27 protein-coding genes and 1 pseudogene are annotated in these 25,371 nt (G+C 69.6%); 13 read left to right on the top strand and 15 right to left on the bottom strand.

The window, feature by feature from the left end:
- Positions 1–33: 33 nt before the first annotated feature.
- Positions 34–459 (bottom strand): VOC family protein, encoded by a 426-nt coding sequence (locus ACOZ38_RS20520; RefSeq protein ID WP_424537055.1) that lies wholly within the window; start codon positions 457–459, stop codon positions 34–36.
- Between the two features lie 184 nt (positions 460–643).
- Between ACOZ38_RS20520 and ACOZ38_RS20515 the strand changes: the two genes are divergently transcribed.
- Positions 644–973, top strand: a complete 330-nt coding sequence (locus ACOZ38_RS20515) for an ArsR/SmtB family transcription factor (RefSeq protein ID WP_405148840.1) — start codon at positions 644–646, stop codon at positions 971–973.
- A gap of 65 nt (positions 974–1,038) precedes the next feature.
- Here the strand turns inward: ACOZ38_RS20515 and ACOZ38_RS20510 are convergent, their stop codons facing one another.
- A complete protein-coding gene (locus tag ACOZ38_RS20510; RefSeq protein ID WP_424532714.1) occupies positions 1,039–1,932 on the bottom strand; it encodes a LysR family transcriptional regulator in 894 nt (297 codons plus the stop codon).
- 108 nt (positions 1,933–2,040) lie between these two features.
- Between ACOZ38_RS20510 and ACOZ38_RS20505 the strand changes: the two genes are divergently transcribed.
- Positions 2,041–2,778, top strand: a complete 738-nt coding sequence (locus tag ACOZ38_RS20505) for an aspartate/glutamate racemase family protein (protein ID WP_424532712.1) — start codon at positions 2,041–2,043, stop codon at positions 2,776–2,778.
- Positions 2,779–3,155: 377 nt separating this feature from the next.
- Here ACOZ38_RS20505 and ACOZ38_RS20500 read toward each other — a convergent pair whose 3' ends face one another.
- Complete coding sequence (locus ACOZ38_RS20500) at positions 3,156–3,884, bottom strand: class I SAM-dependent methyltransferase (protein WP_424532710.1); 729 nt, start codon at positions 3,882–3,884, stop codon at positions 3,156–3,158.
- A gap of 229 nt (positions 3,885–4,113) precedes the next feature.
- On the opposite strand from ACOZ38_RS20500, the gene ACOZ38_RS20495 reads away from it, so the two are divergent.
- The gene (locus ACOZ38_RS20495) at positions 4,114–4,740 is read left to right on the top strand and encodes a TetR/AcrR family transcriptional regulator (RefSeq protein WP_424532709.1); all 627 of its coding nucleotides are present in this window, start codon (positions 4,114–4,116) and stop codon (positions 4,738–4,740) included.
- 34 nt (positions 4,741–4,774) lie between these two features.
- Complete coding sequence (locus ACOZ38_RS20490) at positions 4,775–5,950, top strand: GDSL-type esterase/lipase family protein (RefSeq protein ID WP_424532707.1); 1,176 nt, start codon at positions 4,775–4,777, stop codon at positions 5,948–5,950.
- Positions 5,951–6,098: 148 nt separating this feature from the next.
- On the opposite strand, the gene ACOZ38_RS20485 is transcribed toward ACOZ38_RS20490, so the two are convergent.
- The 3 genes from ACOZ38_RS20485 to ACOZ38_RS20475 all read right to left on the bottom strand — a co-directional run bounded on the left by ACOZ38_RS20485 (position 6,099) and on the right by ACOZ38_RS20475 (position 8,713).
- Positions 6,099–7,784 (bottom strand): alpha/beta fold hydrolase, encoded by a 1,686-nt coding sequence (locus tag ACOZ38_RS20485; protein WP_424532705.1) that lies wholly within the window; start codon positions 7,782–7,784, stop codon positions 6,099–6,101.
- A 69-nt stretch (positions 7,785–7,853) separates the two neighbouring features.
- Complete coding sequence (locus ACOZ38_RS20480) at positions 7,854–8,411, bottom strand: TetR/AcrR family transcriptional regulator (RefSeq protein ID WP_424532703.1); 558 nt, start codon at positions 8,409–8,411, stop codon at positions 7,854–7,856.
- Between the two features lie 23 nt (positions 8,412–8,434).
- Positions 8,435–8,713 carry a hypothetical protein gene (locus tag ACOZ38_RS20475; RefSeq protein ID WP_424532701.1) on the bottom strand — a complete coding sequence of 93 codons (279 nt, stop codon included), beginning with the start codon at positions 8,711–8,713 and terminating at the stop codon, positions 8,435–8,437.
- Positions 8,714–8,852: 139 nt separating this feature from the next.
- Here ACOZ38_RS20475 and ACOZ38_RS20470 point away from each other — a divergent pair, with 139 nt between their 5' ends.
- Entirely contained in the window at positions 8,853–9,314 is a 462-nt protein-coding gene (locus ACOZ38_RS20470; protein WP_424532700.1) for a DUF4158 domain-containing protein, read from the top strand.
- A gap of 66 nt (positions 9,315–9,380) precedes the next feature.
- Here the strand turns inward: ACOZ38_RS20470 and ACOZ38_RS20465 are convergent, their stop codons facing one another.
- The 4 genes and pseudogenes from ACOZ38_RS20465 to ACOZ38_RS20450 all read right to left on the bottom strand — a co-directional run.
- Positions 9,381–10,001 carry a dihydrofolate reductase family protein gene (locus ACOZ38_RS20465; protein WP_424532698.1) on the bottom strand — a complete coding sequence of 207 codons (621 nt, stop codon included), beginning with the start codon at positions 9,999–10,001 and terminating at the stop codon, positions 9,381–9,383.
- Positions 10,001–10,507, bottom strand: coding sequence for an SRPBCC family protein (locus ACOZ38_RS20460; protein ID WP_424532697.1), 507 nt, complete (start codon positions 10,505–10,507; stop codon positions 10,001–10,003). Before ACOZ38_RS20460 ends, ACOZ38_RS20465 begins: the two co-directional genes overlap by 1 nt.
- Complete coding sequence (locus tag ACOZ38_RS20455; protein WP_424532695.1) at positions 10,507–10,854, bottom strand: ArsR/SmtB family transcription factor; 348 nt, start codon at positions 10,852–10,854, stop codon at positions 10,507–10,509. Before ACOZ38_RS20455 ends, ACOZ38_RS20460 begins: the two co-directional genes overlap by 1 nt.
- Positions 10,855–11,210: 356 nt before the next feature.
- A pseudogene (locus tag ACOZ38_RS20450) lies at positions 11,211–11,390 on the bottom strand (Cmx/CmrA family chloramphenicol efflux MFS transporter); the annotation flags it as partial.
- Between the two features lie 190 nt (positions 11,391–11,580).
- On the opposite strand from ACOZ38_RS20450, the gene ACOZ38_RS20445 reads away from it, so the two are divergent.
- Positions 11,581–12,627, top strand: coding sequence for a DUF6183 family protein (locus ACOZ38_RS20445; RefSeq protein ID WP_424532694.1), 1,047 nt, complete (start codon positions 11,581–11,583; stop codon positions 12,625–12,627).
- A gap of 7 nt (positions 12,628–12,634) precedes the next feature.
- Entirely contained in the window at positions 12,635–12,790 is a 156-nt protein-coding gene (locus ACOZ38_RS20440; RefSeq protein WP_424532693.1) for a hypothetical protein, read from the top strand.
- Between the two features lie 53 nt (positions 12,791–12,843).
- On the opposite strand, the gene ACOZ38_RS20435 is transcribed toward ACOZ38_RS20440, so the two are convergent.
- Complete coding sequence (locus ACOZ38_RS20435; protein WP_424532691.1) at positions 12,844–13,749, bottom strand: AraC family transcriptional regulator; 906 nt, start codon at positions 13,747–13,749, stop codon at positions 12,844–12,846.
- 156 nt (positions 13,750–13,905) lie between these two features.
- Here ACOZ38_RS20435 and ACOZ38_RS20430 point away from each other — a divergent pair, with 156 nt between their 5' ends.
- The gene (locus tag ACOZ38_RS20430) at positions 13,906–14,211 is read left to right on the top strand and encodes a putative quinol monooxygenase (protein WP_424532689.1); all 306 of its coding nucleotides are present in this window, start codon (positions 13,906–13,908) and stop codon (positions 14,209–14,211) included.
- Between the two features lie 90 nt (positions 14,212–14,301).
- Here ACOZ38_RS20430 and ACOZ38_RS20425 read toward each other — a convergent pair whose 3' ends face one another.
- Entirely contained in the window at positions 14,302–14,916 is a 615-nt protein-coding gene (locus tag ACOZ38_RS20425) for a TetR/AcrR family transcriptional regulator (RefSeq protein ID WP_424532688.1), read from the bottom strand.
- A gap of 216 nt (positions 14,917–15,132) precedes the next feature.
- Here ACOZ38_RS20425 and groL point away from each other — a divergent pair, with 216 nt between their 5' ends.
- The 3 genes from groL to ACOZ38_RS20410 all read left to right on the top strand — a co-directional run bounded on the left by groL (position 15,133) and on the right by ACOZ38_RS20410 (position 18,810).
- On the top strand, positions 15,133–16,755 hold the full coding sequence (gene groL / locus ACOZ38_RS20420) for a chaperonin GroEL (RefSeq protein ID WP_424532686.1): 1,623 nt from the start codon (positions 15,133–15,135) through the stop codon (positions 16,753–16,755).
- Between the two features lie 223 nt (positions 16,756–16,978).
- A complete protein-coding gene (locus tag ACOZ38_RS20415) occupies positions 16,979–17,137 on the top strand; it encodes a DUF3073 domain-containing protein (protein ID WP_405148863.1) in 159 nt (52 codons plus the stop codon).
- Positions 17,131–18,810 (top strand): SulP family inorganic anion transporter, encoded by a 1,680-nt coding sequence (locus ACOZ38_RS20410; RefSeq protein WP_424532685.1) that lies wholly within the window; start codon positions 17,131–17,133, stop codon positions 18,808–18,810. The genes ACOZ38_RS20415 and ACOZ38_RS20410 overlap by 7 nt, the downstream gene beginning before the upstream one ends.
- Before the next feature lie 107 nt (positions 18,811–18,917).
- Here ACOZ38_RS20410 and ACOZ38_RS20405 read toward each other — a convergent pair whose 3' ends face one another.
- From ACOZ38_RS20405 to ACOZ38_RS20395, 3 genes are all read right to left on the bottom strand, one after another.
- Complete coding sequence (locus tag ACOZ38_RS20405; protein WP_424532683.1) at positions 18,918–20,096, bottom strand: hypothetical protein; 1,179 nt, start codon at positions 20,094–20,096, stop codon at positions 18,918–18,920.
- Positions 20,093–20,614 (bottom strand): RNA polymerase sigma factor, encoded by a 522-nt coding sequence (locus ACOZ38_RS20400; protein WP_424532681.1) that lies wholly within the window; start codon positions 20,612–20,614, stop codon positions 20,093–20,095. The genes ACOZ38_RS20405 and ACOZ38_RS20400 overlap by 4 nt, the downstream gene beginning before the upstream one ends.
- 168 nt (positions 20,615–20,782) lie before the next feature.
- Complete coding sequence (locus ACOZ38_RS20395) at positions 20,783–21,214, bottom strand: Rieske (2Fe-2S) protein (RefSeq protein WP_405148871.1); 432 nt, start codon at positions 21,212–21,214, stop codon at positions 20,783–20,785.
- A 454-nt stretch (positions 21,215–21,668) separates the two neighbouring features.
- On the opposite strand from ACOZ38_RS20395, the gene ACOZ38_RS20390 reads away from it, so the two are divergent.
- Together ACOZ38_RS20390 and ACOZ38_RS20385 are read left to right on the top strand one after the other, a co-directional pair.
- Complete coding sequence (locus ACOZ38_RS20390; RefSeq protein ID WP_424532680.1) at positions 21,669–23,471, top strand: ABC transporter ATP-binding protein; 1,803 nt, start codon at positions 21,669–21,671, stop codon at positions 23,469–23,471.
- The gene (locus ACOZ38_RS20385; RefSeq protein ID WP_424532678.1) at positions 23,468–25,336 is read left to right on the top strand and encodes an ABC transporter ATP-binding protein; all 1,869 of its coding nucleotides are present in this window, start codon (positions 23,468–23,470) and stop codon (positions 25,334–25,336) included. The genes ACOZ38_RS20390 and ACOZ38_RS20385 overlap by 4 nt, the downstream gene beginning before the upstream one ends.
- Positions 25,337–25,371: the final 35 nt, after the last annotated feature.

Raw genomic sequence — 25,371 nt, 5'->3', positions numbered from 1 at the left:
TCTGGTTGATCACCGGTCGGCCGCGGCGGGCCGTTAGCTGAGCTGCTCGGCCAACGCGACGATGATCCCCTCGGGGCCGCGGACGTAGCAGAGCCGGTAGCTGTCCTCGTACTGCGCCAGCTCGCCGAGGAGTTCGGCGCCGTGGGCGCGCAGGCGGGCGACGACGTCGTCGATGTCGTCGACGGCGAACATGACACGATGCAGGCCCAGCGTGTTGGGCGGCGGGTTCTCCGGCTCGGCGCTGACCGCCGCGGGGGTGTGGTACTTCGTCAGCTCCAGCTTGCTGTGGCCGTCCGGGGTCCGCATCATCGCGATGTCGCTCCGGACGCCGTCGAGTCCGACGGTGCGGTCCGCGCAAAGGCCTTCGATCTGCGCCTTGCCTTCCAGCTCCATGCCGAGTTCTACGAAGAACGCAACCGCAGCCTCAAGATCGTCGACGACGATGCCGACGTTGTCCATCCGCTGAATCGTCATGGTGGTTCTCCTTCTTCGTCGCGCGGCCCGTCGTGGCCACTGGTGTACCTGGGACGGAGCCAGTGCCACATTCTCGACACCCGGGAACGTGCTGAGCCTGCCCAGCCAACGATTCTTCCCGTGTACTACGGCAACACCCATCCGTACGAGAATCACGTACAGTGGGCAGATGGCCGTGCTGCATCACCCCAACATCGATGACATTGAGCTCGTCGGTGTCCTGGCCGCCTTGGGGCACCCTCTCCGCCTGGAGATCGCTCAGGCGCTGGCGGACGGGAAGGAGAGATTCTGCGGCGAAATTCTTCCCGACGTCCCGAAGTCGAGCATGACCCACCACTGGCGCTCCCTCCGGGAGAACGGCGTCATCCGCCAGCGCCGCGCGGGCCGTAAGCTCTACCTCACCCTGCGCCGCGACGAACTCGACGCCCGCTTCCCCGGCCTGCTCGACATCGTCCTCGCCGACCCTGCGATCCACGCGATGGCCCAGCGCATCCATTGAGCCCACGCCTCCCGCCAGGAGTGCTGTGGTCGGCCGGCCGGCTGCGGCACCTGCGGTCTCGTCTTTCACCCTCGGCCGAGAGTCTTGTGCCCGTCCAGTGAGGTCAGGAAGTGGGCGAGGAGTGGGCTGATGTCGTCGGCCCGCCAGACCAGGTGGAGCGTGGTGACCGTGCCGGTGATCCGGCGTGGCGTCACGCCTTCTCGGTGCAGCACCCGGTAGGAATCGGCCATGACGGCCGCGCCGAAGCCGGCGGCCACCAGAGCCAGGATTGTCTGCACGCTGCGTCCTTGGGCGCCGACGCGGGGCACGATGCCGGCGCGGTGGCACATCGCGATGATCTCGTCGTGGGAGTGGGGTGCGGACTCTCTTGGCCACAGCACCAAGGGGATGTCGCCGAGCACCGATACCGGCACCGCCTCGCGCGTCATCGCGAGCGGGTGGGCGGTGGGAAGGAAAAGAGTGAGTGGTTCGCGGGTCCAGACTCGGGTGGCGAGCCTGGAGTCGCGCACGGGCAGCCGCTGCCCTGCCACATCGAGACGTCCGTCCAGGACACCGGCCGACATCTCGGCGTCGTCGAACAGCTCCACCAAGCGGAGATCGACGTCGGGCAGTTGTACCCGGAGGCGCCCGAGGGCTTCGCCCAGCGCGCCGTTGATGCCGGATCCGGCGAAGCCGATCGTGAGGCATCCGGTTTTGCCCTGGGCGGCCAGCCGTACCTCGTCCACGGCGGCTTCGGCCTCGGCCAGGACTTTCACGGCCCGGCGCAGCAACGCCTGACCTGCCGCTGTCGGGATGAGTCCGCGACCCGCCCGAGTGAACAAGTCGGTGCCCAGCCGCCGTTCCAGCTCTCGTAGTTGCCGGCTTACGGTCGGCTGGGTCACGTGGAGGCGACGGGCCGCGCCACTGATCGATCCCTCGTCGGCGATGGCGATCACATAACCGAGCAACCGGAGATCCATCCATACCTCCAAGGCATGGGCTCGATACCTATCGATACCTCAGAGTAAGGCTCGGCGGTTGATCGGTGCAGGATGGAGCCATCCGTCATCTCTATCGCGGGAGCCGTCTTGAGCCACCTCGGCATCGTTGCCCACAGCACTGAAGGGGCCGCGCTGTGCTTTCTCACCTTCTGCCAGGAAGGGTTCCTGCGGACGGGCCGCCACGAGCACCCTGACGTGACCCTCGACTACATCGCCTTCGGCTACAGCATGCCGGCGTGGGAGGCGGGGGATCACGCCTCGATCCGGACCACCCTGGCCACAAGCGTGCAGCGGCTCGCCGACGCGGGCGCGGACTTCTTCGTCTGCCCGGACAACACGGCGCACATGGCTCTCGAAGTGCCGGGAGCCGATCTTGCCCTGCCCGGCCTGAACATCGCCGACGTGGTCGCCGAGCGGGCAGCCCGCGACGGTCACCAGCGGGTCGGGGTGCTGGGCACCAAGTTCACCATGGATGGTCCGCTATACCCGCGAGCGCTGAATGCGCGGGGCATCGCCACCGAGGTGCCAGATGAGAAAGACCGCCGCATCGTCAACAGGATCATTTTCGATGAGCTGGTGAACGGCGTGGTGACCGAGGCGTCGCGTCAGGCGTACCTCCGCGTCATCGAACGCCTGGCGGCGCGAGGATGTGACGCGGTCGCCCTGGTCTGCACGGAGATTCCGCTGCTGGTCACGCCCGGCATCGCCCCTCTTCCGACACTCGATTCCACCCGCCTGGTGGCGCGTGCGGCCTACGACGTCGCCGTCGGCGAACAGCCCATGCCGACCTGGCGTGGCGGCCCGCTGCTACCCGGCGCGGTGTGAACCGCAGGCGCGCGGAGCGAGAGAGAACGGTCACCACCCACATCGTTTCAGGGCTGCCTGAGCTTCTTCGACGTCCGCGGCATGGCACCCTGCCCGCTTCACCTCGAGGTCGACCACCTGTGCGGGAACCTCTACACCGCCCGGATGCGAAACGGCGTCGAGCCGATCAGCGTCGCGGAGTACCAGCACGGCTTTGCCGCCGCCACGGATGTGGAGTACGCGCAGGCCGTGGAGTCCGCGGACATCGCCGTGCTGTACGTGCCGGGGATCTCGACGCTGACGGCGGGTGGGTCGTGTGCTGGTGATTGGTCTCGTTCGACGGGTGAAAACCTCGTCGTTGAGAAATGGCCGAGTAGGGGAGAAGCGGCCCGGCGCCTTCAGGTCGCGCGCTCCGCGATGAACACGAACTCGCGGCCTGGGCGATCAGGGGCTTCTCGCACGTCCAGCACTCGATAGCCGTTGGCGACCAGGCTTGTTTCCACCTCGTCGCGGCCGCGAAACCGGAGGGTCGAGTCCGAGGTGACGACGGCGCCGTCCGCCAGGAACCTGTAGGTATAGCGGAAGGTCACCAACGGAAGGCTCACGTCGGTGACCTCAAGACGCCGCTCCACTGATCCGATCCCTGGAACATCGCGAGTGATCTGGGCGGCGTTGACCGCCCATTCCTCCCATGCCCGACGTTCAGGACGCCTGGTCTCGAACACGAGGTAACCACCTGGGCGAAGTGCGGCGTGGATGCCCTGGAGAGTCCGTCTCCAGCCGTCATCGGTGAGAAAGACCTGCGCCACGTTCCCTGTCATCATCGCAAGCTCGGCACCGATCGCCGGCACCGTCGTGGCATCGCCGTGAACCCAGGTGATTCTTCCGGTGCGATCCTTCGACTTCGCGACCTCAAGCGATGCCCTGGCCGGGTCGACGCCCACAACCGTGCGGCCGCTGTCCGCGAGCAGGACCGCCAGGCATCCTGTCCCACAACCGACATCGAGCACACGGCCTGCCCTCAATTCATCGGCGATGTCGAGGTAGGCCATCAGATCGTCGCGATCTCCGTCAAAAGCGTCATAGACGGGTGCGAGGCGAGGGTGAGCGAAGATCGCGTCAGGCACCTGGCGACCATACCCATGGTCGAGCCCTCCGGCGACAGATTTTCCGGCCGCCACTGGTGCACCCCCACGCCGCACCGAGGGCGTTCGGGGTGTCGTGTTGCGCGAGAGATTCGAGCAGTGCCGACGCCGCCGAACAGCGGGACTGGGGCGACGCAGCGGAACGGCAGGCTGATTTGCCTAAAACCCTTAGGCAAATGCATAATGATTGTCGCTAGACGGGAGGAAGGCTATGGTTCGAGCAGGGCTGACCACGGAACGCCTGACCCAGGCGGGGGCGGAACTGGCCGACGAGGTCGGCTTCGACCAGGTGACCGTCTCGGCGCTCGCCCGGCGGTTCGACGTCAAGGTCGCGAGTCTGTACTCGCACCTGAAGAACTCCCAGGACCTCAAGACCAGGATCGCCCTGTTCGCCCTGGAGGAACTCGCCGACCGGGTCGCCGCCGCCCTGGCCGGGCGCGCCGGCAAGGATGCTCTGGCCGCTTTCGCCGATGCCTACCGCGACTACGCCCGGGAGCACCCCGGCCGCTACGCCGCCGCCCAGCTCAGGCTCGACCCCAAGACGGCGGCCGCCAGCGCCGGCGTCAGGCACGCACAGATGACGCGGGCGATCCTGCGCGGCTACGACCTGACGGAGCCGGACCAGACGCACGCGGTCCGGATGCTGGGCAGCGTCTTCCACGGCTACGTCAGCCTGGAGATGGGCGGAGGCTTCAGCCACACCGCCGTCGACCCGCAGGAGTCCTGGTCCTGGATCGTGGATTCCCTCGACGCCCTGCTGCGGAGCTGGACCACACCCCGACCATCGGGGGCCGCACCGCCGGACGCGGCCGGCCGCGCCGCGCACCGGCGCATCTGAACAATCCGTAAATCTTGATCAACAGGCTGAGGCAATGAACACCGAGCACGACTGGATCACCACACCCGTCACCGCGGACATCCTGCGCGGCTTCCTCGACGTGGAACGCACGGCGCACGGCCTGCTGCCGCACCGGCTGCCCGCGCGGGCTCGCCGGCAGATCCCTGACGACCAGCTGGCCGTGGCCGAGGCCCAGCCGTCCGGCGTGCGGTTGGCCTTCCGCACCCGGGCCACCACCATCGAACTGGACACACTGCCCACCAAGAGGGCCTACCGAGGTCTCCCGACCCCGGCGGACGGCGTATACGACCTGCTGGTCGACGGCCGTCTCGCTGCCCAGGCCACGGTGACCGGCGGCAAAGTCCGCACGATCGACATGGCCACCCAGTCCGTCGAACTGCGCGAAGGGCCTCCCGGCACCGCCCGGTTCACCGATCTGCCCGCGCGTGACAAGGACGTCGAGATCTGGCTTCCTCATACGGAGATCACCGAGCTGATCGCCCTGCGCACCGACGCCCCGGTCGAGCCGGCGCCGGACAGCGGGCGCAGGGTGTGGCTGCACCACGGCAGTTCCATCAGCCACGGCTCGAACGCCGCCCACCCGACCGCCATCTGGCCGGCCCTGGCCGCCGCCCAGGGCGGAGTGGAACTGGTCAATCTGGGCTTCGGCGGCAGCGCGCTGCTCGACCCGTTCACCGCCCGCGCGATGCGAGACACCCCCGCGGACCTGATCAGCGTCAAGATCGGCATCAATGTCGTCAACACCGACGTGATGCGCCTGCGCGCCTTCACCCCTGCGGTCCATGGCTTCCTCGACACCATCCGCGAGGGGCATCCGACCACGCCGCTGCTGGTCGCGTCCTCCATCCTGTGCCCGGTCCAGGAGGACACCCCCGGCCCCCTCGCACCCGACTTCGACGGCGGGACCTTGCGGTTCAAGGCCACGGGCGACCCAGCCGAACGCGCCGCCGGGCGCCTGACGCTCAACGTCATCCGCGACGAACTCGCCCGGATCGTCGAGCAGCGGGCGGCTGACGACCCGAACCTGCATTACCTTGACGGCCGTGACCTTTACGGCGAGACGGACTACGCCGAACTGCCGCTGCCCGACGAGGTCCACCCCGACCCCGCAGGACACCGCCGCATCGGCGAGAACTTCGCGCGGCTCGCGTTCGGCGCCGGCGGCCCATTCGCCGCCAAGACCGGCTGACCAGAATCGCGCTCGCGCGGGCCCATCCGCCTTCGCCGGCCCTGCCGCATACCTCGGCCCCGGCCTGCTGGACTACCCCGCCTGGCTGGACCAAGGCGGCGCCGACGCCATCGCCGCGCTCCTCGGCGACTGACAGTGGCTCCTGGAGTCATCCGCCGATCGGGTGGGATGCCACGCCGAGGTGGCGGGCGACCTGGGCCGGGTGGGTGAGCTGCGGGTAGTGCCCGGCCCCGGCGATCTCGGCCACTGGGTGGTCGACGCCCACGACCAGCGGGTCAGCCGAGCCCACGACGATCTCGACCGGAACGCTCACCCGGTCCAGCAGCGCCCGCGACCGCTCGCGCTCGGCGAAAGCCGTGCGCAGAGCCGTGATCACCCGGCGCGCCACCCCGGGACGGCGCAGGTCCGCTGCGGCGCTCGCCACCTCCGGCCCCTCTGGGAGGCCGAGCGCCCCGGCCAGGCGAGCGGCGGACATGCGGCGCATCATCGGCACGGCCAGGCCCGAGCGGAGGAGCCGTGGGCTGGGGGCCTGCAGGAACGCCGGGGAGACGAGTACGAGCTTGCTGATGCGTTCCGGATGTTCGACGGCGAAGCGGAGCGCGGGCCCGCAGGCCAGCGAGTGCGCGACCAGCGCAGGGCGGGTCCGCACCGGGCTCAGCAGGTCGGCCAGCCACGCGTCCACCGGCTGGACGGCGGCGGCCGAGCGTCCCAAGCCGGGCAGGTCGGGGGCCAGGATCGGGCCGGAGAGGCGGGCGGCCAGAGGCGCCCAGAGGTCGGCGTTCATCGGCAGCCCGTGCAGCAGGACGTGGGCGGGGCGGTGACGCTCTCCACTCACCCACGTACGGCTGCCCGCCACTGTGCGGAAGCCGTACGGGCTCAGCCAGGGCGACCCGGCGCCGAAGCGGGTGGCCACCAGGTCGTCGGCCCAGGCGCGCAGGGCGTCGGCGGCCGGGGGCATCTCCAGGCCGGCGGTCGCGGCGAAGGCGCGGGCGGAGGCCGTCGGGTAGCGGTCAGCCGACAAGAACGACAGCGTCTCGGGGTCGGCGCCGGTCATCTTGCGCGGCAGGCGCCGTACGAGGCCGACGGGGATGGTACGGCGAGGCGCCCGCACGCCCGTATGTTCGGCGATCGTGCTGATCAGTTCGGGCAGGAGGGGAGTTGTGTCGTCGAGCACCCAGTAGTGCTCACCCGCAGGTGATTCGGGAATCTCCGCCAGAAAACGCGCGAAGTAGTCGATCGTGACGATCGGCAGGAAGATGTCGGGGCCGCCGGGGATCGCGGGGAGCCGCCCGTTCCACAGGTCCTCGACGAGGGCGGCCAGGCCGATGTACTGGCCCGGCCCGATCACGGTGCTGGGATTGGCGATGGTCAGCGGGATTTCCAGCTCGCGGGCCCGGGCCCGCACCTCGAGATCGGCCTCGAGCTTCGACGCCTCGTACGCTCCAAGCCTGGCGTAGTCGGGGCGACCGCTGAACGCGCTCACCCGGTAGCCGCTGATGTGCACGAGCCGCCGCAGTCCGGGAAGCGCGGCGGCCCATTCGAGCACGTTGAGCGCTCCGGCCACGTTGGTCGCTCGCGCCTCCTCCACTCCGAGGCCGAACGCGAAGCGCGCGGCGGCGTTGTAGACGTCGCGCGCTTCGGGCAGGCCCGTGAGCGGTCGCGTGATGTCGGCGGCGATGATGAGCAGCCCGCCGGTGTCGACGCCTTGGGAGGTCAGCCAGGGGGTGAGGGTGTCGTTTCGTACGGCTGCCGCCACCCGCTGCCCCCTGCCAAGCAGCCCGGCGACGAGGGAACGGCCGATAAAACCGGTTGCGCCGAAGACGATCGCGTCCATTAGGCTCCAATAGATCGGTCTACATATTTTTAGGCTTGAAAAGAGGCCCGCCGGTTGCGGCGGGCCGTGTCAGCGCAGCAAGGCGGTGATCTGGCGGGCGACACGACTCAGCGGCTCCCTGCTGCGGTGCGCCCTGGCCAGCAGGAGCGCTCCCTCGACCAGGGCCAGGATCGTGACCGAGAGGTCGTCGGCGTCTGGATGGCCATCCAGACGCGCACGGAGGGCCCTCTCCCACGAGGTGTAGACCTCCGAGCAGGCCTCCTGCAGCGAGTCGCTGGTGGCGGCCATCTCGAGCGCCACGGTGGCCACCGGGCACCCCTTGCGCCAGCCCGACCCCTCCAGCCGGTCGCCCAGGTGCCGCAGTACTCCTTCGACGAACTCCGCCACGGACGGACTGGAGTCGGCCAGGCCCTCCAAGGCATCGCCGATCGCCCGGCCTGCCCGCCGTACGGACTCGCCGACCAGTTGGTCCTTGCCATCGGGGAAATGGAAGTAGAGCGAGCCGCGGGGCGCGCCACTGACCGCGATCACCTGGTTGAGCCCGGCACCGAAGTATCCCCCGGTCTCGACCAACGCCTGCGTCGCATCCAGTAGCCGGTCCCGCGTCTCGGCGCCCTTCTGTCCCATGACACAAAAATAGACCGATCTACCTATTTTTTCAATCTGTCCCTTGGTGCCGGACTGGACATCAACAAGGCGATCCCGCCCGGAATGAGGACCCGCATCGGCCGCGTGTCCGACAGGCGACCGCCGATGGTCACGACGGCGAACGATCCGAGACCGAACAGCGCCAGCATCACCGGCACCCAGCGCTCGGAGAATCCGCTGATGTTGATGACCAGCGGGGTCAGATAGGTGAAGGTGCAGAAGGTGGCGGCGTTCACCAGCGCGGCCAGCAGCAGTACGACCGGCCCTCCGCTCCCGAACATGTCCCTAGCCGCCAGGTAGCGGGGTGAGAGATCACGATTGCGGTTCGTAGTCGTTTCGGAGCGGTGAATGTAGCTGGTTGGGTGGAGTTCTACTTGATCGTGTTGGTGTCAGAGGCGGTCGGGTGGAGGGTGGGTTCGGGTGCGTCGGGAGTGGGAGCCGGAGGAGCTGATCGCGGCGTGGACGCTGCTGGACGGCGACTGGGAGCTGGTGGGGAACAGGACGGGGGCGACTCGTCTGGGGTTCGGCCTGATGCTGAAGTTTTTCGAGCAGGAGGGCCGGTTCCCGCAGCACGTGGGTGAGCTGCCCAAGGCTGCGGTGGACTATATGGCCGGCCAGGTGAAGGTTGAGCCGACGTTGCCGGCGGAGTACGACTGGTCGGGCCGGTCGATCGAGCGGCACCGGGCTCAGGTGCCGGACGCGCACCATCGACAGCCGACAGGTGCCGGCGGTCTCCTCGGTGGACCACCTCCCTGCAGAGGCCGGCCGGGCCATCCTCGCGGAGAACTACGCGGCATACGTCGCCGAATACGGCGAGCCCGCGTGGTCACGGGGGAGCTAATCGGCGGCTGGGGACATGTTCGGGAGCGGGGAGGGCCCTGACGCTCAGAGCGTCGAGGATCTCACCGCGCTGCTGACCTCGGCGGGGGAGCGCTGAGGTCGAGACAGTTACCGCTCCCGGACTGCGTAGGTCAGGTGGGTCACCCGCTGCGTCGGCTCCGCGCGGACCGGCTCCAGGGCCACGCGGCCCGCGTCCACGCCCTCGAACAGGCGGATTCCGGAGCCGAACAGCACGGGTGAGAGCGCGATCGAGAACTCGTCGACCAGGCCGGCGTTCACGTACTCCAGGATCGTCGCGCCGCCGCCCGCGATGCGGACGTCTCGGTCGCCGGCGGCCTCGCGGGCCTGGTCGAGCGCGGTCTCGATGCCGTCGTTGACGAAGTGGAAGGTGGTCCCGCCCGGCCGCTCCCAGGGGTCACGCTTCTCGTGCGTCACGACGAACACCGGCGTGTGGAACGGCGCCTCCTCCGGCCACATCTGCTCGCCGGCGTCGAACATGCGCTTGCCCATCACGCTCGCGCCGGTGCGCTCGAACGTCTCCCGCGCGATGTCGTTGTCGCGCCCTTCTTCGCCGCCCTTGCCGAGCTTCAGGTTCTCCCGGAAGAACCGCAGCGGGAATATCCACCGCTGCAGTTCCATCCACTGCTGCCCCATCAAATCCCCGAGGGACTCGGGTGCGATGAAACCGTCCAGCGACATCGACACGCTGAAGAACACCTTCCCGGCCATCAGCCCTCAACTCCCTTCCGAACGATCTCGGTGACGTAGGCAGCCAGGTTGCTCAGGGTCTGCTGGCCGCCCTCGATCGCGTGGTACTTCTCGACCGCTTCGTCGCGCAGCTCCTTGGTGGGGAACACCGTGCGCATCTCGATCCGGGTCGCCGCCCCGTCGGGCGCGAACGCGAGGACCGACTCGAAGGCGTTCGGGTCGCCGCGGTATTCGCCGTGCAACAGCGCGATCCCCTCCGGCGGGACGATCTCGGTCCAGGTGATCCACTCCTGGTAGTCCGTCCCGTCCGGCCCGTGCATCACGAAGTCCCACACCCCGCCGACGCGGAACTCGAAGGACCGCGTGGCGGTGGTGAACCCCTCCGGCCCCCACCACCGCGACAGGTGCCGCACCTCGGTGAACGCCTCGAACACCAGCTCCCGCGGGGCGTCGATGACCCGGGAGATCACAATCTCGCGGTCGGCCGTCGCGGACTGCGCCGGCGCTCCTTGTCCCGTCTCGCTCATCAGTTACTTTCTTCCTGTCTTGCCTGCTTGAGGTCCTGCACGTACGCGTCCAGCCGGTCGAAGCTCTCGTTCCAGAACAGCTCGAACCCGCCGGTCCACTCGTGGACCGGTCGCAGCCCGCGGGCGTCCAGGCCGTACAGGCGCTGCTTGCCCGCCTTGCGGTCCCGCACCAGCCCCACCTCCCGGAGCACCCGCAGGTGCTTGGACGCCCCCGGCTGGGTCATCCCCAGCTCCTGGGCCAACTCGGTCACCGGCCGCTCACCCGCCCGCAGCAGTGCCAGGATCTCCCGGCGCTGCGGCTCGGCGATCGCGTTGAAGACGTCCGACGTCGTCGCTGCTCGTGCCATGAGAGCCATCATATTCCGATATCGGCATGCGTCAAACCGGAGGAATCAGGCAGGTCTTGTCAGATGACGATCGTGACCCTTGTCAGCGGCTGCGGAAACGCGTATCCCGGAGACGGCACGCGCGACGGCGGCAGGCAGGGAAGGCGATAGGCGAGCAGCACGCCAACGGCTGGCGGGTGAGCCGCCACCGGCTGGTGGCCGACGCCACGGTCGGCGTCATCGCCAACCCGATGTCGGGCCGTGACCGCCCAACCAGCCACATTCACCGCTCCGAAACGATCACGAACCGCAATCGTGATCTCTCACCCCGCTACCTGGCGGCTGGGGACATTCTCGGGAGCGGAGGGCCGACCAGGGCCGAACGCCTGGCCGAGCACGGCACCGGCGGGCACACCGGCGATGCACGCGAGCGTGACGCCCCCGAGCAGGATGGAGGTCGCCCGCCCCTTGGCGTTCGGCGCGACCATGCTGGTCGCCGCCGCGAGCCCCACGGCCAGGAAACCGGCGTTGGCCAACGCCCCGAGGACCCGGGTCAGCGCGCCGGTGGCCGAGACGGACTGGGCATGCGCGAAACCGAGATGGAAGGTGGAGGAATTCTTCAGGTGGGGTCCACCAGTCATCCGCAACCGGTGCGCAGGGCCGCCGGTCTATTCATGGGGTTGAGAGTCCAGCCCATGCGGGGATGAGAGGAACGATCGTGACGGCGGGATCGCCAAAGGGGTATGCATGATCTCGCACGAGATCATAAGTGGGCTGCACACGCCAGCCCTGTCGCACGTCCCAGGCGACCCTGGAGCGCTGGCCGAGCTGGTGCGCGACCAGTACGGCGGCGACCGGCAGCTCAGCCGGATCCGTGACCTGGCCGCGCTGCTGGCGGAGCGGCGGCCGGTCCACCATCTCCTGCCCCTGCTGGAGCGCGTGCCCGCCGAGCCGGACGCGTGGGCGGAGCTGATCGCCTGCCTGACGCAGGAACTGGTGGTACGCCGCGTCAACCTGGCCCGGGTGCCCTCGGCGGTGCGGTGCGCGGCCGTCCTGCTGGAACTGGGGCATCCTCTGGCCGGGCTGCCCCTGAAGCGCACCCGGGCAGAGCGCTGGATCGACGCGGCCTTCCTCGATCCCGGCTGGACGCCTTACCGCCGGCTCCCCGCCCCGGAGCATCCGGAGATCGCGCGGCTCCTTCAGCGCCCGGCCGGTCCGGAAGGTCCGCCGACCGGGGGAGACGGGGATGGCCCCACCCCGTTGTGGGACGCCTGGCTCGCGCGCGGAGGGTCTGCGGGCCGCGGGCCCGAGATCGTGAGCACCCGGGAGGACGGGCGGCTCATCACCGCCGCGGTGCGACACTGGAGCTCGCCGGGGGAGGCGATGGTCATCGAGCTTCCCCGGTGTTTCGAGCCCCAGGGACTGGTGCCCCTGGGGGTGAACACGTTCCTACCGCACACCTTTCGCGCCCGTGTCGCGCTGAACGGCGAGCGGGTGAGCCTGAACGCGGTGGTGGACGAGCTGTTCACCATGGCCTACTGCGACGCGAGCCACTCCCAAGGGCTCCGCGGCGGGTACGGCAGACTGCGGGCGTGGCAGTCGGTCGCGGGCCTCGTGCGCGCCCCCGCCGAGGCGTCCGTCCACCGGGTCAACGAGCTCGCCGCCCGATGGCGATGGATGGCGTTCAGGACCACCAGGCGGCAGCCGTACTGGGTGCACCAAGAGCTCGCGATCGGCGCGCTCAGCCCACGCGGAAACGTGCTGACCCTGCTGATCTCCCACGACACCGACTAGAAGATCGATGAGCGTCTACGCGCTAGGCATGGTCGTCGGGTCGCCGCTCCTTACGATCCTCAGCGCCCGGATCGCGCGCAAGCGCATGCTGCTGTGCCTGGTCGGCTTGTTCATCACGGCCGTTCTGGTCAGCGCCCACGCACCGGGTTCGCCGTCCTGCTGACCGGGCGGGTGCTAAGCGCTTCATCAGGTTTCAGCACCGATGGGCGCCCTGCCTTAAACCAGGGATGGTGCGGTGCTGAGCGTCGAGCCGCGCAGGCGGGCGGCGTCCTGGCTGGGAGGCGCGCCGAACTGGCGGCGGTACTCGCGGGTGAACTGTGATGGGCTGTCGTAGCCGACGCGGTGGCTGACGCCGGTGACGTCGTTGGGGTGTGTGGCGAGCAGGAGCCGGGCCTCCTGCAGCCGGATCTGTTTCTGGAACTGGATGGGGCTCATCGCGGTGACGGCCTGGAAGTTGCGGTAGAAGGCGGACACGCTCATACCGGCAAGTTGCGCCACGTCCTCGACGCGGAAGGACCGCGTGTAGTGGTCGCGGATCCACCGGACCGCCCGGGCGATGTGGGTGAGGCTGCTGTCCGCGAGGCCCAGCTGGCGTACGACGGCGCCCTGTTCACCGATGATGAGCCGCCAGAGGATCTCCCGTTTGATCAGCGGTGCCAGCACGGTGATGTCGCGTGGCTGGTCGAGCAGGCGCAGCAGCCTGATCACCGCGTCGACGAGCGCGTCGGAGGCGTCGCTGACGGCCATGCCGGACGGCGCGCCGCCGCCGGCGGGTGGGAGGTCTCCGGGGGCCGCCTGCAGCAGCAGCTCGGCGACGGTGGCCGGGTGCAGGATCAGGCCGAAGCCCACTGCCGGCCGCTCGGGGCTGGCCTCGGTGAAGTGGCCGGTGATCGGCATGTCGACCGAGGCGAGCAGGTATTGCCCGGCGCGGTACTCGTAAACGCGGTCGCCCAGCGCGATCCGTTTCGCGCCCTGCGCGATGAGTGCCAGCACTGTGCCCGACATCGACGGCGACGGCGGAGTCGACTGCTCGACCTTCGAGATCAGGACACCGTCGATGGCGGTGGTCATGTCGGGCCGGGAATGGCGGACAAGCAAGGTACGCAGCTCATCAAGGTCCATGATCCGATTGAAGCACGAAACGATAATCGCCGCAACGATAGGATCAGGCAAGAGGTCGGGAGTATCTTTCTAGCATTTCCGCTGTTCACGATGCTTACATGGGCTGGTCGATATCCCAGGAGCGCACAACAGCTCCACGAATGAGGAGATGCCCCCATGGCCGTCAACCACGGTTTTCACGCCACCATGACCGCGCAGCCCGGAAAGGGTGACGAGCTGGTCGAGTTTCTGCTCAACGCGCCGTCCCTGCCGAACGAGGACTGCGTTGTCTTCCTGGTCAGCCGCTCGGCCGGCAACCGGGACATCGTCTACGTCACCGAAGGCTGGACCAGCGAAGAGGCCCACGGCAGGTTCTTCACGACCGAGGAGGCGAAGGCGCTGGTCGCGAAGCTCCAGCCGCTGCTCGCCGGCGAGCCTCAGTACATCGACGAGGTGCCGGTCGGCGGCAAGGCCGCCTTCTGAGATCGCTGGTGAACAGGTCAATCCTTCATCGATTCGGCCTGATGGCACCCAGCTCGGCGATGTCTTAAACGGCGGGCCTGCGCGTGCTGGTCACCGACCCCGCGGGCCTTCGGGCGGCGCTGCGGGCACGACGCAGGACAGGGCACTGCGCAGGACGGTGGCGAAGGATTCGGTGTTACCGGGTTCGAGCCAGCGCCGCCCCGCCACGCGGATGGCGCCGGCGACCGCGGCGGCCATGACGGTGGGGAACAAGTCGCGTCCTGGGTCAGTGCCGGTGCGCGCCCCGATCGCCTCGGCGAGCGGGCCCTCCGCCATGGTGAACGCCTTCAGCGCCTCGCCCTCCAGTTCCGGCGTCGACATGATCATGCGCAGGCCGGCCTTGTCAGGCTCGGGGGCGGTGTAGAGCTCGATCATGGCCGCGATGACGGCCTGGTCCAGCGGCTCGCCGGTGGGCCGGGAGCGCAGCGCCTGCCCCGCGCGCCTGGACTGGTCGGCCTGGAAGGCGCAGACTGCCTCCTCCCTGCTGGAGAAGTAGTTGTTGTAGGTGCGGGGTGATACTCCCGCGGCCGTGGCGATGTCGTGGACGCGCACAAGGGCCAGCCCGTTGGGGCCCTGCTCGATGGCCAGGCGCAGCGCGGCGTGGCTGATCGCCTCCCGGGTTGCCTGCCGGTTGCGCGCCCGGAGGTCCATAGCGTCGTCGTTCATGGGCCGACCCTACCCGTTATTGCGCGGCGCGCACTATATGCGTGCCGCGCAAGTTGTGGGTAGAGTGCGCTGGGACGCCTGGCACTCACGCCTGGAGAGTGCCAACCGCAAGGCGTGTGCCGGGACGGCGAGGTCCGCCCGCGGGTCATCCGCCCGCCGGCAGGCCGTCCGTCGCGGGCGCCGTCCCGGCAAGCCCCATCAAGAGCAGGAGCAGTAATGGCTTCGAAAATGATTGCGTTCAACGAGGACGCCCGGCGCGGTCTCGAGCGCGGGATGAACCAGCTCGCCGATGCCGTCAAGGTGACCTTGGGTCCCAAGGGCCGCAACGTCGTGCTGGAGAAGAAGTGGGGCGCTCCCACGATCACCAACGACGGCGTCTCGATCGCCAAGGAGATCGAGCTCGAGGACCCGTGGGAGAAGATCGGGGCCGAGCTCGTCAAGGAGGTCGCGAAGAAGACCGACGACGTCGCGGGTGACGGCACCACCACCGCCACCGTGCTCGCCCAGGCGCTGGTGCGCGAGGGCCTGCGCAACGTCGCCGCCGGCGCCAACCCGATGTCCCTGAAGAAGGGCATCGAGGCCGCCGTCGAGCGCGTCAGCGAGGAGCTCTCCAAGCTCGCGAAGGACGTGGAGACCAAGGAGCAGATCGCTTCGACCGCCTCCATCTCCGCCGGCGACACGCAGATCGGCGAGATGATCGCCGAGGCGATGGACAAGGTCGGCAAGGAAGGCGTCATCACCGTCGAGGAGAGCAACGCCTTCGGCCTGGAGCTTGAGCTCACCGAGGGCATGCGCTTCGACAAGGGCTACATCGCGCCGCTCTTCATCACCGACTCCGACCGGCTCGAAGCGGTCCTGGACGATCCGTACGTCCTGATCGTGGGCGGCAAGGTCTCCGCCAACAGGGACGTCCTTCCGCTGCTCGACAAGGTCGTGCAGGCCGGCAAGTCACTGCTGGTCATCGCCGAGGACGTCGAGGGCGAGGCCCTGGCCACCCTGATCGTCAACAAGATGAAGGGCGTCTTCCGGTCGGCCGCCGTCAAGGCCCCCGGGTTCGGCGACCGCCGCAAGGCCATGCTCGGTGACATCGCCATCCTCACCGGTGGCCAGGTCATCAGCGAGGACGTGGGCCTCAAGCTGGAGACCGCCACGCTCGACCTGCTCGGCCGCGCGCGCCAGGTCATCATCACCAAGGACGAGACCACCATCGTCGACGGCGCCGGTGACCCCGAGCAGATCTCCGGCCGGGTCAACCAGATCCGCGCCGAGATCGAGAACACCGACTCCGACTACGACCGCGAGAAGCTCCAGGAGCGCCTCGCCAAGCTGGCCGGCGGCGTCGCCGTCATCAAGGCCGGCGCGGCGACCGAGGTCGAGCTCAAGGAGCGCAAGCACCGCATCGAGGACGCCGTTCGCAACGCGAAGGCGGCCGTCGAGGAGGGCATCGTGCCCGGCGGTGGCGTGGCTCTGCTGCAGGCGGGCGCCAAGGCGTTCGACAAGCTGGAGCTGTTCAACGACGAGGCCACCGGTGCCGCGATCGTCCGCAAGGCGCTCGAGGAGCCGCTGAAGCAGATCGCCATCAACGCCGGCCTTGAGGGCGGCGTCGTGGTCGAGCGCGTGCGCAACATCGAGGTGGGCTTCGGCCTCAACGCCGCGACCGGCGAGTACGTCAACATGCTCGAGGCGGGCATCATCGACCCCGCCAAGGTCACCCGTTCGGCGCTGCAGAACGCCGCTTCCATCGCGGCGCTGTTCCTCACCACCGAGGCGGTCATCGCCGAGAAGCCCGAGAAGACCCCGGCCGCTCCCGCCATGCCCGGCGGCGACATGGACTTCTAGGTCGGGACACCCACGGGAGTCGGTCGGCCAGGAGCGCGGCGCCCGGGTGTCCTCGCGTGACGGGAGGTGGCATTTGTCCGCCTCCCGTCACGGTGATCGCCCGGCGCCAAGCACAACCGGCGCCCAGCGGCCCGACCGCGCCCGCTTCCCGCATGGCTCTGTCCATCAGTTGCTAAGATTAGCAATTGCATAGATAGCGACATCGACAGGAATGGCGAGGTCAATGGGACGCGGCAGGGCCAAGGCCAAGCAGACGAAGGTCGCCCGTGAGCTGAAGTACAGCGGCGGCGGCACCGACCTGGACCGTCTGAGGCACGAACTGGGAGTCGCGGACACGACCGCGCGCGAAGCCGAAGCCGAGCCCACCGAGCGACCGTGCTGAAACGGCTTCCCGGCTTGCTGCCCGTACGGGCGGACTGGCATCCCGCACGCCGCAACCCGGGCCGTGACCTGCTCGCCGGACTGATCGTCGCCGTCGTCGCCCTCCCGCTGGCGCTGGCGTTCGGCGTCAGCTCCGGACTCGGAGCCCAGGCGGGCCTGGTCACCGCGATCGTGGCAGGCGCGCTCGCCGCCGTCCTCGGCGGCAGCAACCTGCAGGTGTCCGGTCCGACCGGTGCGATGACCGTCGTCCTTGTCCCGATCGTCGCCCACTACGGCACCGGCGGGGTCCTCATGGTCGGCCTGATGGCCGGGCTGGTACTGGTGATCGCGGCAGCGCTGCGGGCCGGCCGCTACGCCCGCTACCTGCCCACCCCGGTCATCGAAGGATTCACCGCCGGCATCGCCGTGGTGATCGCCCTCCAACAGGTGCCGGCCGCCCTGGGGGTGACCGGCGCGCACGGTGACAAGGTGTGGCAGGTCGCCGCGGACGCACTGGCCCGCTATGTCGAACACCCGCGGGCCGCTCCGCTGATCATGGCGCTGGCGGTGGCCGCGCTCATGGTGGCCGGTGCCCGGGTCCGGCCCGCCATCCCCTTCTCCCTGGTGGGGATCGTCGGGGCGACCGTGGTCGCCACGGTGTGGCCGATCGACGTCGCCCGGATCGGGGCGCTACCCGCCGGGCTGCCCGCCCCGTCCCTGGGCTTCGTCGACATCGGATCGCTCGCGGCCCTGGTCCCCTCGGCGCTGGCCGTGGCCGCGTTGGCCGCGCTGGAGAGCCTGCTGTGCGCGAGCGTCGCCGACGGCATGAGCGTCGGTGAGAAACACGACCCCGACCGGGAACTGTTCGGTCAGGGCATCGCCAACCTCGTCGTCCCGTTGTTCGGCGGAGTCCCCGCGACCGCAGCGATCGCCCGGACCGCGGTGAACGTCCGCGCCGGGGGCCGTTCGCGCCTGGCCGCCCTCGCCCACGCCGCGGTGCTCGCCCTCATCGTGTACGCCGCCGCGAGCCTGGTCGGTCAGATTCCGCTGGCCGCGCTGGCCGGGGTGCTGCTGGCCACGACGATCCGCATGGTCGAGGTCGGCTCGCTGCGCGCCATCGCCCGCTCCACGCGCGGCGACGGCGTCGTCCTGGTCGTGACCTTCGCGGTCACCGTGGTCCTGGACCTGGTCACCGCGGTCGCCGTAGGCGTCGGTATGGCGATCGTGCTGGCACTGCGGGCGATCTCCCGGACTTCCCAGCTGGAGCAGGTGCCGCTCGAGGCCGGCGACCACAGCGAACAGGAGCAGCGACTGCTGGCCGAGCACATCGTCGCCTACCGGTTCGACGGGCCGTTGTTCTTCGCCGCCGCCCACCGGTTCCTGCTGGAGCTCACCGAGATCGCCGACGTCCGCGTGGTCATCCTGCGGATGTCCCGGGTGACCACCCTCGACGCCACCGGCGCCCAGGTCCTCGGCGACGCCATCACCCGCCTGGAACACCGCGGGATCATCGTGCTGCTGTCAGGCATCCGCCCAGCCCACGACCAGGTCCTGGCCACCCTCGGAGTAGCCGCCCACCTGCGCAGAGACGGCCTGATCTTTCCCGGCACCCCCGCGGCCATCACCCACGCCCGGAGCCTGCTCACTCCGGACCCCATCGGCGCCGAGCGGCAAGAACCGCTACTCCGCCGCTGAGCGTCGGTCCCCGCGAGGCCGCGCAAGGGCGGACGAGCGGCCGGGTCCCGCGATGCCGGGGCTAGCAGGGAGCCGGTTCCCCTCTGCCGCGCCGCTTCGCCGACGTCTCATCGGCCGGCGGCGGCCAGGTTGACGAGAACCTGCGTGCCCCGCCCTGTCAGGAACCAGAACATGCCTTCCTGTAGGTGAAGGGTGGGAGAGGCCTTGTCGCCCCGGCGTGACGGGGTGGGAAACAGCAGGCCGGTGCGTCCCGTGGCGATGTCGTGTACGGCGGCGTTCGCCTGGTTCCCGTCACGGTCCCTCTGGTGCAGCAGGACGAAGCGGCCCGAGTAGAGCTCCCCTCGGGCCGTCCCCGGCAGCTTGCGCAGGCCGGTTCCGTCGCGTCGCCACGCGTCGAGGTCGTTGAAGCACCACGTGACCCCGCAGTCGTTCCACGACGCTCGCCCGGTGGGAGGGGCCACGTTCCTGAGCTCGCCGGTGAGCACGTTCTTCAGGTGCTCCATGGGACGGGGGATGGGGTGGTCCGTCATCTCCAGCCGAGGCCACCCGGCCCACGGCCATTCGACCAGGTAGTGGCCCCTCGTGCCGGAGACCAGGGAAGCCTTCCCGCCCTTCAGCGGGACCCGGTAGACGCCGCCGTCGAACGGCGACCACACGGCCATGCCGCCCGCGATGGCCAGGTCGATCCCGTAGTAGCTGTTCTCACTGGTCAGCACGCCCGTGATCGAGGCGATCCGGCGCGGGACGCCGCCGGTGACCGGCACCGCCCAGATCTCCGTCAGGCGGTCGCGGAACGCCGACCACGCCAGGTACCCGTCGCCGAAGACCACCGGTTCGTTCATCACGCCCGGGTCCTTGAGCGGCGCGATGCCGGTGAACTTCCGCCGGTCCACGTCGTACGACCAGATCCCGTCGAGCCGGTTCCTGGTGAGCCCCCGGCCCACCACCACCCGGTCGGTGACGAACACGTCCGGCTTGAACGCCCTGCCGCCCGGCCCCGTGGCCGGGATCTCGTGCACCGCGGCCGGCCACACCTGCTTGACCGGCGGCGCGAAGGGGCCGATGTAGGGTGTCGGCCGTACCGCTGGAGCGGGCGACGTGACCGTATGCGTCCCGACGACGATACCCGCCACCACGACCACGAGTGCGGCCGCCACCGCCACCGGCGCCCACCACCTGAGCTCTCGCCCACGCGGCGCGGGCAGGGCGCGGGGCCGCCCATCGTCCCGCATGGTCTCGGCCTTGGCGGCCAGCGCGTCTCTGAGCCAGTCCTCGATGCCAGTCATGCCTTTCCTCCCAGTTCGCGCTGAAGCCGGTCCAGGGCCCTGGAGACGGTGGACCGCACGGTGCTCTCCCTGACGCGCGTCGCCCGCGCGATGTCGGCGTCGGACAGGTCGAGGTAGTAGCGCAGGACGAGGGCCTCGCGCTGCCGCCTGGGCAGCCGGCTCAGGGCGGTCAGCATCTCCTGCCGCGACTCTCCCAGGAGCGCGGCCGTCTCCGCGGAGTCCACCGGCTTGTCCGCCGTCCGCCCCAGCGCCGCCTTGGTGGCCACGCGGCGCCTGCGCAGGACCGAGCGGGAGGCGTTCAGCACGCAGACGCGAATGTACGCCGGCGTCAACGTCTCGGAGCGCTTGCCGTGCAGCCTGGAGAAGACATCCTGCACAATGTCCTCGGCGCTCTCCCTGTCGCCGACGAGCAGCATGGCCAGGCGCACCAGGGCGAGCCGGTACTCGCCATACAGGCTCGCGAGCACCGCGTCAGCCCGGGGCGGCGCGGACGCGCGAGCGACCGTCTCATGGTTCATGCCCTATGAACGCGCGCCGGCCCCGATCCGCTGCATCGCGGTGCGGGCGTAGCCGGGTCGCCGGTCCCGGTTCGAGGTCGCGCTCGCCCCGGCCCGTCAGATCGAGGTGCTCGGATGGCGGGGGGTCCGGCGCTCCCTGCCGCTGGGCGGGAGCGCCGGAAGCCGGCCTTACTTCAGGCGGATGACGCCCTTGGAGACCGTGATCCTCTTACGCGGAAGGGGTTTGCCGGCCGGGCCCTGCGCCACGGCTCCGGTCGAGAAGTTGAACTTGCTTCCATGGCAGGGACAGTTGATCGTGCCGCCGCTGACGCTCGCCACCGTGCAGCCCTGATGGGTGCATTTCGCGCTGAACGCCCGGAACACTCCCTTCTTCGGCTGGGTGATGACGTACTTACCCTTGATGATCTTTCCGCCGCGAACCGGGATGCTCCTGGTCTTGGCGAGAATCGGGCCAGCCGCCTCATCGGTCGCGTCCGACGCCGTGTCCACCGACGCCTGTGCCGGCCGGATGCCGACCAGACCCAGCATGGCGGCGAACCCGCCGGCAACGCTCCGGAAGAGCACCTTCCGGCGTGTCGTCCCTGTCTCATCGGCCGACATGCCAACCTCCGCTCCTGGGGGAAAGGGGAGACTTCCCTCCCGGAAACGTACGCCGAGTCGGGGTGGTTCAGGCGTCCCTTTGTGAAAGGGCCGTGACCCGTCGCCGGGCTCCGTACGGCCTGACGCGGGAGCCATCGTGCTTGTGACTCGCCCGGCGCGTGGCGGCGCCTGGGTGGTCGACCGCTGTCCGGCCTGGGCCATTCGTCCTGCTCGCCGTCCGGTCATGTGGGCCGCGTCCGCGCAGTGGGTATGCCAACTCGGAACACCTGCCGGGGCGTCGAGCATCCCAGCGCCCGAAAATCGGTCGATCGGGGAGCAACAGGCTTGGAAGGTGAAGGTAATCCCTGCGGCCGTGGCTGCCCACGCGCGCCCCCGAGGCAGCCGCGACACCTACGCCCTCCGCCCTGTCCATCGCGCCGATCGCGCCGACTCGTAAGGAATGCCCTGCTTCCTCATGCCTTCCGACGGTAAAGACTCCGGCCCTGCCCCCGACTCCCCAGACAAACCCCGTAGCGGGAGGTCCCGGTCGCTGCGACGGCTCACGCCGTACCTGCGCCCCTACATCCCCCGCCTGCTCCTCATCTGGCTCGCCACCATGGCGGGCATCGCCACCACCACCGCGATCCCGCTGGTGGGCAAGGAGATCATCGACGGCCCGGTCGGCCACGGCCGCAGCGCCGCCCTTCTCCCGCTCGGACTCCTAGCACTCGCCTTGGGCGTAACCGAGGCGTTCCTGACCTTCGTACGCCGGTGGATGCAGACCAAGGCCGTGCTCGGACTGGAGACGGCGATCCGCGACGATCTCTACCGGCACCTGCAGCGATTGCCGATGAGCTTCCACGGCGACTGGCAGTCGGGCCAATTACTGTCCCGCGCGACGACCGACCTGTCCACGATCCGCCGGTTCTCAGGGTTCGGCCTGCTGTTCCTCGTCATGAACATCCTGCAGCTCATCACGGTGACCGTGCTGCTGCTGCGGATGTACTGGCCCCTCGGCCTGCTCATCGTGGCGGCCGCGGTGCCGATCTTCGCCGTGTCGCTGCGGTTCGAGAAGAAGTACCGCCGCATCTCGCGTGAGGTCCAGGACATGCAAGGCGACATCGCCACCTACGTCGAGGAGGCGGCGGTCGGCATCCGCACCGTCAAGGCGTTCGGGCGCAGGCCGCATGTGTTCTCCGAGTTCGACGCCGTCGCGCGCAAGGTCCACCGGGTCTCGATGGACAAGGTGCGGCTGGCGTCCCGCTTCTTCACCTTCCTGGAGGTGATCCCGAACGTCACCCTGGCTATGGTGCTCCTGCTCGGCGCGCTGGCCGTCGGTGCGGGCTCGTTGACGCTCGGCACCCTGGTGGCCTTCACCACGCTGATGCTCCAACTGGTGTGGCCGATCGCGTCGCTCGGCTACATCCTGGCGATGGCGCAGGAGGCGATGACCTCCGCCGACCGGGTCATGGAGGTACTCGACACCGAGCCGGAGATCGTCGGCGGCGCGGAGGTGATCGAGCGGCCGCGCGGGCACCTGCGGTTCGAGGGCGTCGGCTTCCGCTTCCCCGGCGGCGAACGGCCGGTGCTGCGGGACGTCTGGCTGGACGTGCGGCCGGGCGAGACGGTCGCGATCGTGGGGGCCACCGGCTCGGGCAAGACGACGCTGACCGCCCTGGTGCCGAGGCTGGCCGACGTCACCGAGGGCCGGGTCACGATCGACGGGCGGGACATCCGTGACCTGGCGCTGCCGGCGCTGCGGTCGGTGGTCGCCACCGCCTTCGAGGAGCCGACGCTGTTCTCGATGAGCGTGCGGGAGAACCTCACACTCGGCCGGGGCGAGGCGACCGAGGAGGAACTGCGGGAGGCGCTCGAAATCGCCCAGGCCGCCTTCGCCTACGACCTTCCGTGGGGGCTCGACACCCGGATCGGCGAGCAGGGCATGTCGCTGTCCGGCGGCCAGCGGCAACGGCTCGCCCTGGCCCGCGCGGTGCTCAGCAAGCCGAGGATCCTCGTGCTGGACGACACCCTGTCGGCCCTCGACGTCGAGACCGAGGCTCTGGTCGAGCAAGCGCTGCGCGGGGTGCTCGCGGACGCGACCGGCCTCGTCGTGGCGCACCGCGCGTCCACCGTGCTGCTCGCCGACAAGGTCGCGCTGCTCCGCGACGGCACCATCACGCACGTCGGCCTGCATCGCGAGCTGCTGTCGAAGGTCCCCGAGTACCGGGAACTGCTCGCGCAGGACGCCGACCTCGACCACGAGGAGGCGCTGCGATGAGTCGCACGGTCACCGGCACGAAGGACGGCGAGCGACCGAGCACGGCCGTCGAACCGGGACGCTGGCGCGGCGTCGCCACGGAGAAGCAGGAGGAGCTGCCGGACAAGGTGTCGGTGCTGCTGCGAGCGCGGTCCCGGCGGCTGCTCGGCGACCTGCTGCGTCCGCACCGGCGGCCCATCGCCTTGCTGGTCGCGGTCATCGTGGTCTCCAACGCGGCGGGCCTCGCGATCCCGTACCTGGTGAAGGTCGGCATCGACACCGGCATCCCGCCGATACTGCGGCACGAGGACGCCGGGACGCTGCTCGTGACCGTCGCGGCGATCCTGGCCGCGACGCTGACCCAGGCGTTCACCCGTCGGGCGTTCCTCCAGATATCTGGACAGATCGGGCAAGACATTCTGCTGGAGCTGCGCCGCCGCGTCTTTGACCACTTCCAGCGACTGTCGCTCTCGTTCCACGAGCGATACACCTCGGGGCGGGTCATCGCCCGGCTCACCTCCGACATCGACGCGATCGCCGAGATGCTGCAGTCGGGCTTCGACAGCATCGTCACCGCCGTCCTCACGCTGTTCGGCACCGCCGTCCTGCTCCTCGTGCTCGACCTCCCGCTCGGCGCGGTCGCGCTGGTGCCGCTGCCGATCCTGTTCCTGTTCACCCGGTGGTTCCGGCGTGAGTCGAGCATCGTCTACCGCCGGACCCGTGAGGCGGTGGCGCTGGTCATCGTCCACTTCGTGGAGTCGATGACCGGGATCAGGGCGGTCCAGGCGTTCCGCAGAGAGCCACGCAACCAGGAGATCTTCGAGGAGCTCAACACCGGCTACCGGGACGCCAGCGCGAGCAGCATGCGCCTGGTCGCGGTGTTCATGCCGGGCATCAAGCTGATCGGCAACGTCACGGTCGCGGCGGTCCTGCTGTACGGCGGCTGGCTCGCGCTCCACCACGCGGTCACGGTCGGCGTGCTCGCCGCTTTCCTGCTGTACCTGCGGCAGTTCTACGAGCCGATGCAGGAGATCTCCCAGTTCTACAACACGCTCCAGTCGGCCGGCGCGGCGCTCTCCAACCTCTCCGGCGTTCTGGAGGAGCGGCCCGTGGTGGCCGAGCCCGAGAATCCGGTGCCGCTTCCGCGCCCGCGCGGCGCTGTGCGGTTCCAGGGGGCCGAGTTCTCCTACATCGACGGCGTGCCGGTCCTGCCCCGGCTGGACCTGGAGATCCCCCCGGGGCAGATCGTCGCGGTGGTCGGCGCGACCGGCGCGGGCAAGACGACCGTGGCGAAACTGATCGCCCGCTTCTACGACCCGACGGCGGGCAGCGTCCTGCTCGACGGCGTCGATCTGCGCGACCTCGACGAGGCCACGCTTCGGCGGGCCGTGGTGACGGTGACGCAGGAGAACTTTCTGTTCACCGGAACAGTGGCGGACAACATCAGGTTCGGCCGCCCGGCCGCCACCCCGGCCGAGATCGAGGAGGCGGCCCGCGCGATCGGCGCGCATGAGTTCATCGCGGCGCTGCCGGACGGTTACCGGACCGAGGTCGGCAAGCGCGGCGGCCGTATGTCGGCCGGGCAGCGGCAGCTGGTGGCGTTCGCCAGGGTCTTCCTCGCCGACCCGGCCGTGGTGATCCTCGACGAGGCGACTTCCAGCCTGGACGTCCCCAGCGAACGCCTCGTCCAGCGCGCCCTGCGCACCGTCCTCGCCGGCCGTACCGCCCTGATCATCGCCCATCGCCTGTCCACCATCGAGATCGCCGAACGGGTGCTCGTCATGGACGCCGGCCTTGTCGTCGAGGACGGCCCCCCGGACCGCCTCATCGCCGAAGCCGGCCGCTTCGCCGGCCTCCACCGCGCCTGGCTGGACAGCCTGGCATAAGGCAGCGGCCCTCCACACCGATCCAGTGGGCGGGG

Source organism: Sphaerisporangium viridialbum, from assembly GCF_049674955.1.
Taxonomy (GTDB): Bacteria; Actinomycetota; Actinomycetes; order Streptosporangiales; family Streptosporangiaceae; genus Sphaerisporangium; species Sphaerisporangium viridialbum.
Note: the sequence above shows the minus strand (reverse complement) of the source record. Positions and strands in the feature narration are given on the sequence as shown.

Bases quoted from the DNA above. Each gene is read 5' to 3' on its own strand.
- ACOZ38_RS20520 (WP_424537055.1), bottom strand. From the start codon at position 459: ATGGACAACGTCGGCATCGTCGTCGACGATCTTGAGGCTGCGGTTGCG.
- ACOZ38_RS20515 (WP_405148840.1), top strand. From the start codon at position 644: ATGGCCGTGCTGCATCACCCCAACATCGATGACATTGAGCTCGTCGGT.
- ACOZ38_RS20510 (WP_424532714.1), bottom strand. From the start codon at position 1,932: ATGGATCTCCGGTTGCTCGGTTATGTGATCGCCATCGCCGACGAGGGA.
- ACOZ38_RS20495 (WP_424532709.1), top strand. From the start codon at position 4,114: ATGGTTCGAGCAGGGCTGACCACGGAACGCCTGACCCAGGCGGGGGCG.
- ACOZ38_RS20490 (WP_424532707.1), top strand. From the start codon at position 4,775: ATGAACACCGAGCACGACTGGATCACCACACCCGTCACCGCGGACATC.
- ACOZ38_RS20485 (WP_424532705.1), bottom strand. From the start codon at position 7,784: ATGGACGCGATCGTCTTCGGCGCAACCGGTTTTATCGGCCGTTCCCTC.
- ACOZ38_RS20480 (WP_424532703.1), bottom strand. From the start codon at position 8,411: ATGGGACAGAAGGGCGCCGAGACGCGGGACCGGCTACTGGATGCGACG.
- ACOZ38_RS20475 (WP_424532701.1), bottom strand. From the start codon at position 8,713: ATGTTCGGGAGCGGAGGGCCGGTCGTACTGCTGCTGGCCGCGCTGGTG.
- ACOZ38_RS20465 (WP_424532698.1), bottom strand. From the start codon at position 10,001: ATGGCCGGGAAGGTGTTCTTCAGCGTGTCGATGTCGCTGGACGGTTTC.
- ACOZ38_RS20460 (WP_424532697.1), bottom strand. From the start codon at position 10,507: ATGAGCGAGACGGGACAAGGAGCGCCGGCGCAGTCCGCGACGGCCGAC.
- ACOZ38_RS20455 (WP_424532695.1), bottom strand. From the start codon at position 10,854: ATGGCACGAGCAGCGACGACGTCGGACGTCTTCAACGCGATCGCCGAG.
- ACOZ38_RS20445 (WP_424532694.1), top strand. From the start codon at position 11,581: ATGATCTCGCACGAGATCATAAGTGGGCTGCACACGCCAGCCCTGTCG.
- ACOZ38_RS20440 (WP_424532693.1), top strand. From the start codon at position 12,635: ATGAGCGTCTACGCGCTAGGCATGGTCGTCGGGTCGCCGCTCCTTACG.
- ACOZ38_RS20435 (WP_424532691.1), bottom strand. From the start codon at position 13,749: ATGGACCTTGATGAGCTGCGTACCTTGCTTGTCCGCCATTCCCGGCCC.
- ACOZ38_RS20430 (WP_424532689.1), top strand. From the start codon at position 13,906: ATGGCCGTCAACCACGGTTTTCACGCCACCATGACCGCGCAGCCCGGA.
- ACOZ38_RS20425 (WP_424532688.1), bottom strand. From the start codon at position 14,916: ATGAACGACGACGCTATGGACCTCCGGGCGCGCAACCGGCAGGCAACC.
- groL (WP_424532686.1), top strand. From the start codon at position 15,133: ATGGCTTCGAAAATGATTGCGTTCAACGAGGACGCCCGGCGCGGTCTC.
- ACOZ38_RS20415 (WP_405148863.1), top strand. From the start codon at position 16,979: ATGGGACGCGGCAGGGCCAAGGCCAAGCAGACGAAGGTCGCCCGTGAG.
- ACOZ38_RS20405 (WP_424532683.1), bottom strand. From the start codon at position 20,096: ATGACTGGCATCGAGGACTGGCTCAGAGACGCGCTGGCCGCCAAGGCC.
- ACOZ38_RS20400 (WP_424532681.1), bottom strand. From the start codon at position 20,614: ATGAACCATGAGACGGTCGCTCGCGCGTCCGCGCCGCCCCGGGCTGAC.
- ACOZ38_RS20395 (WP_405148871.1), bottom strand. From the start codon at position 21,214: ATGTCGGCCGATGAGACAGGGACGACACGCCGGAAGGTGCTCTTCCGG.
- ACOZ38_RS20390 (WP_424532680.1), top strand. From the start codon at position 21,669: ATGCCTTCCGACGGTAAAGACTCCGGCCCTGCCCCCGACTCCCCAGAC.
- ACOZ38_RS20385 (WP_424532678.1), top strand. From the start codon at position 23,468: ATGAGTCGCACGGTCACCGGCACGAAGGACGGCGAGCGACCGAGCACG.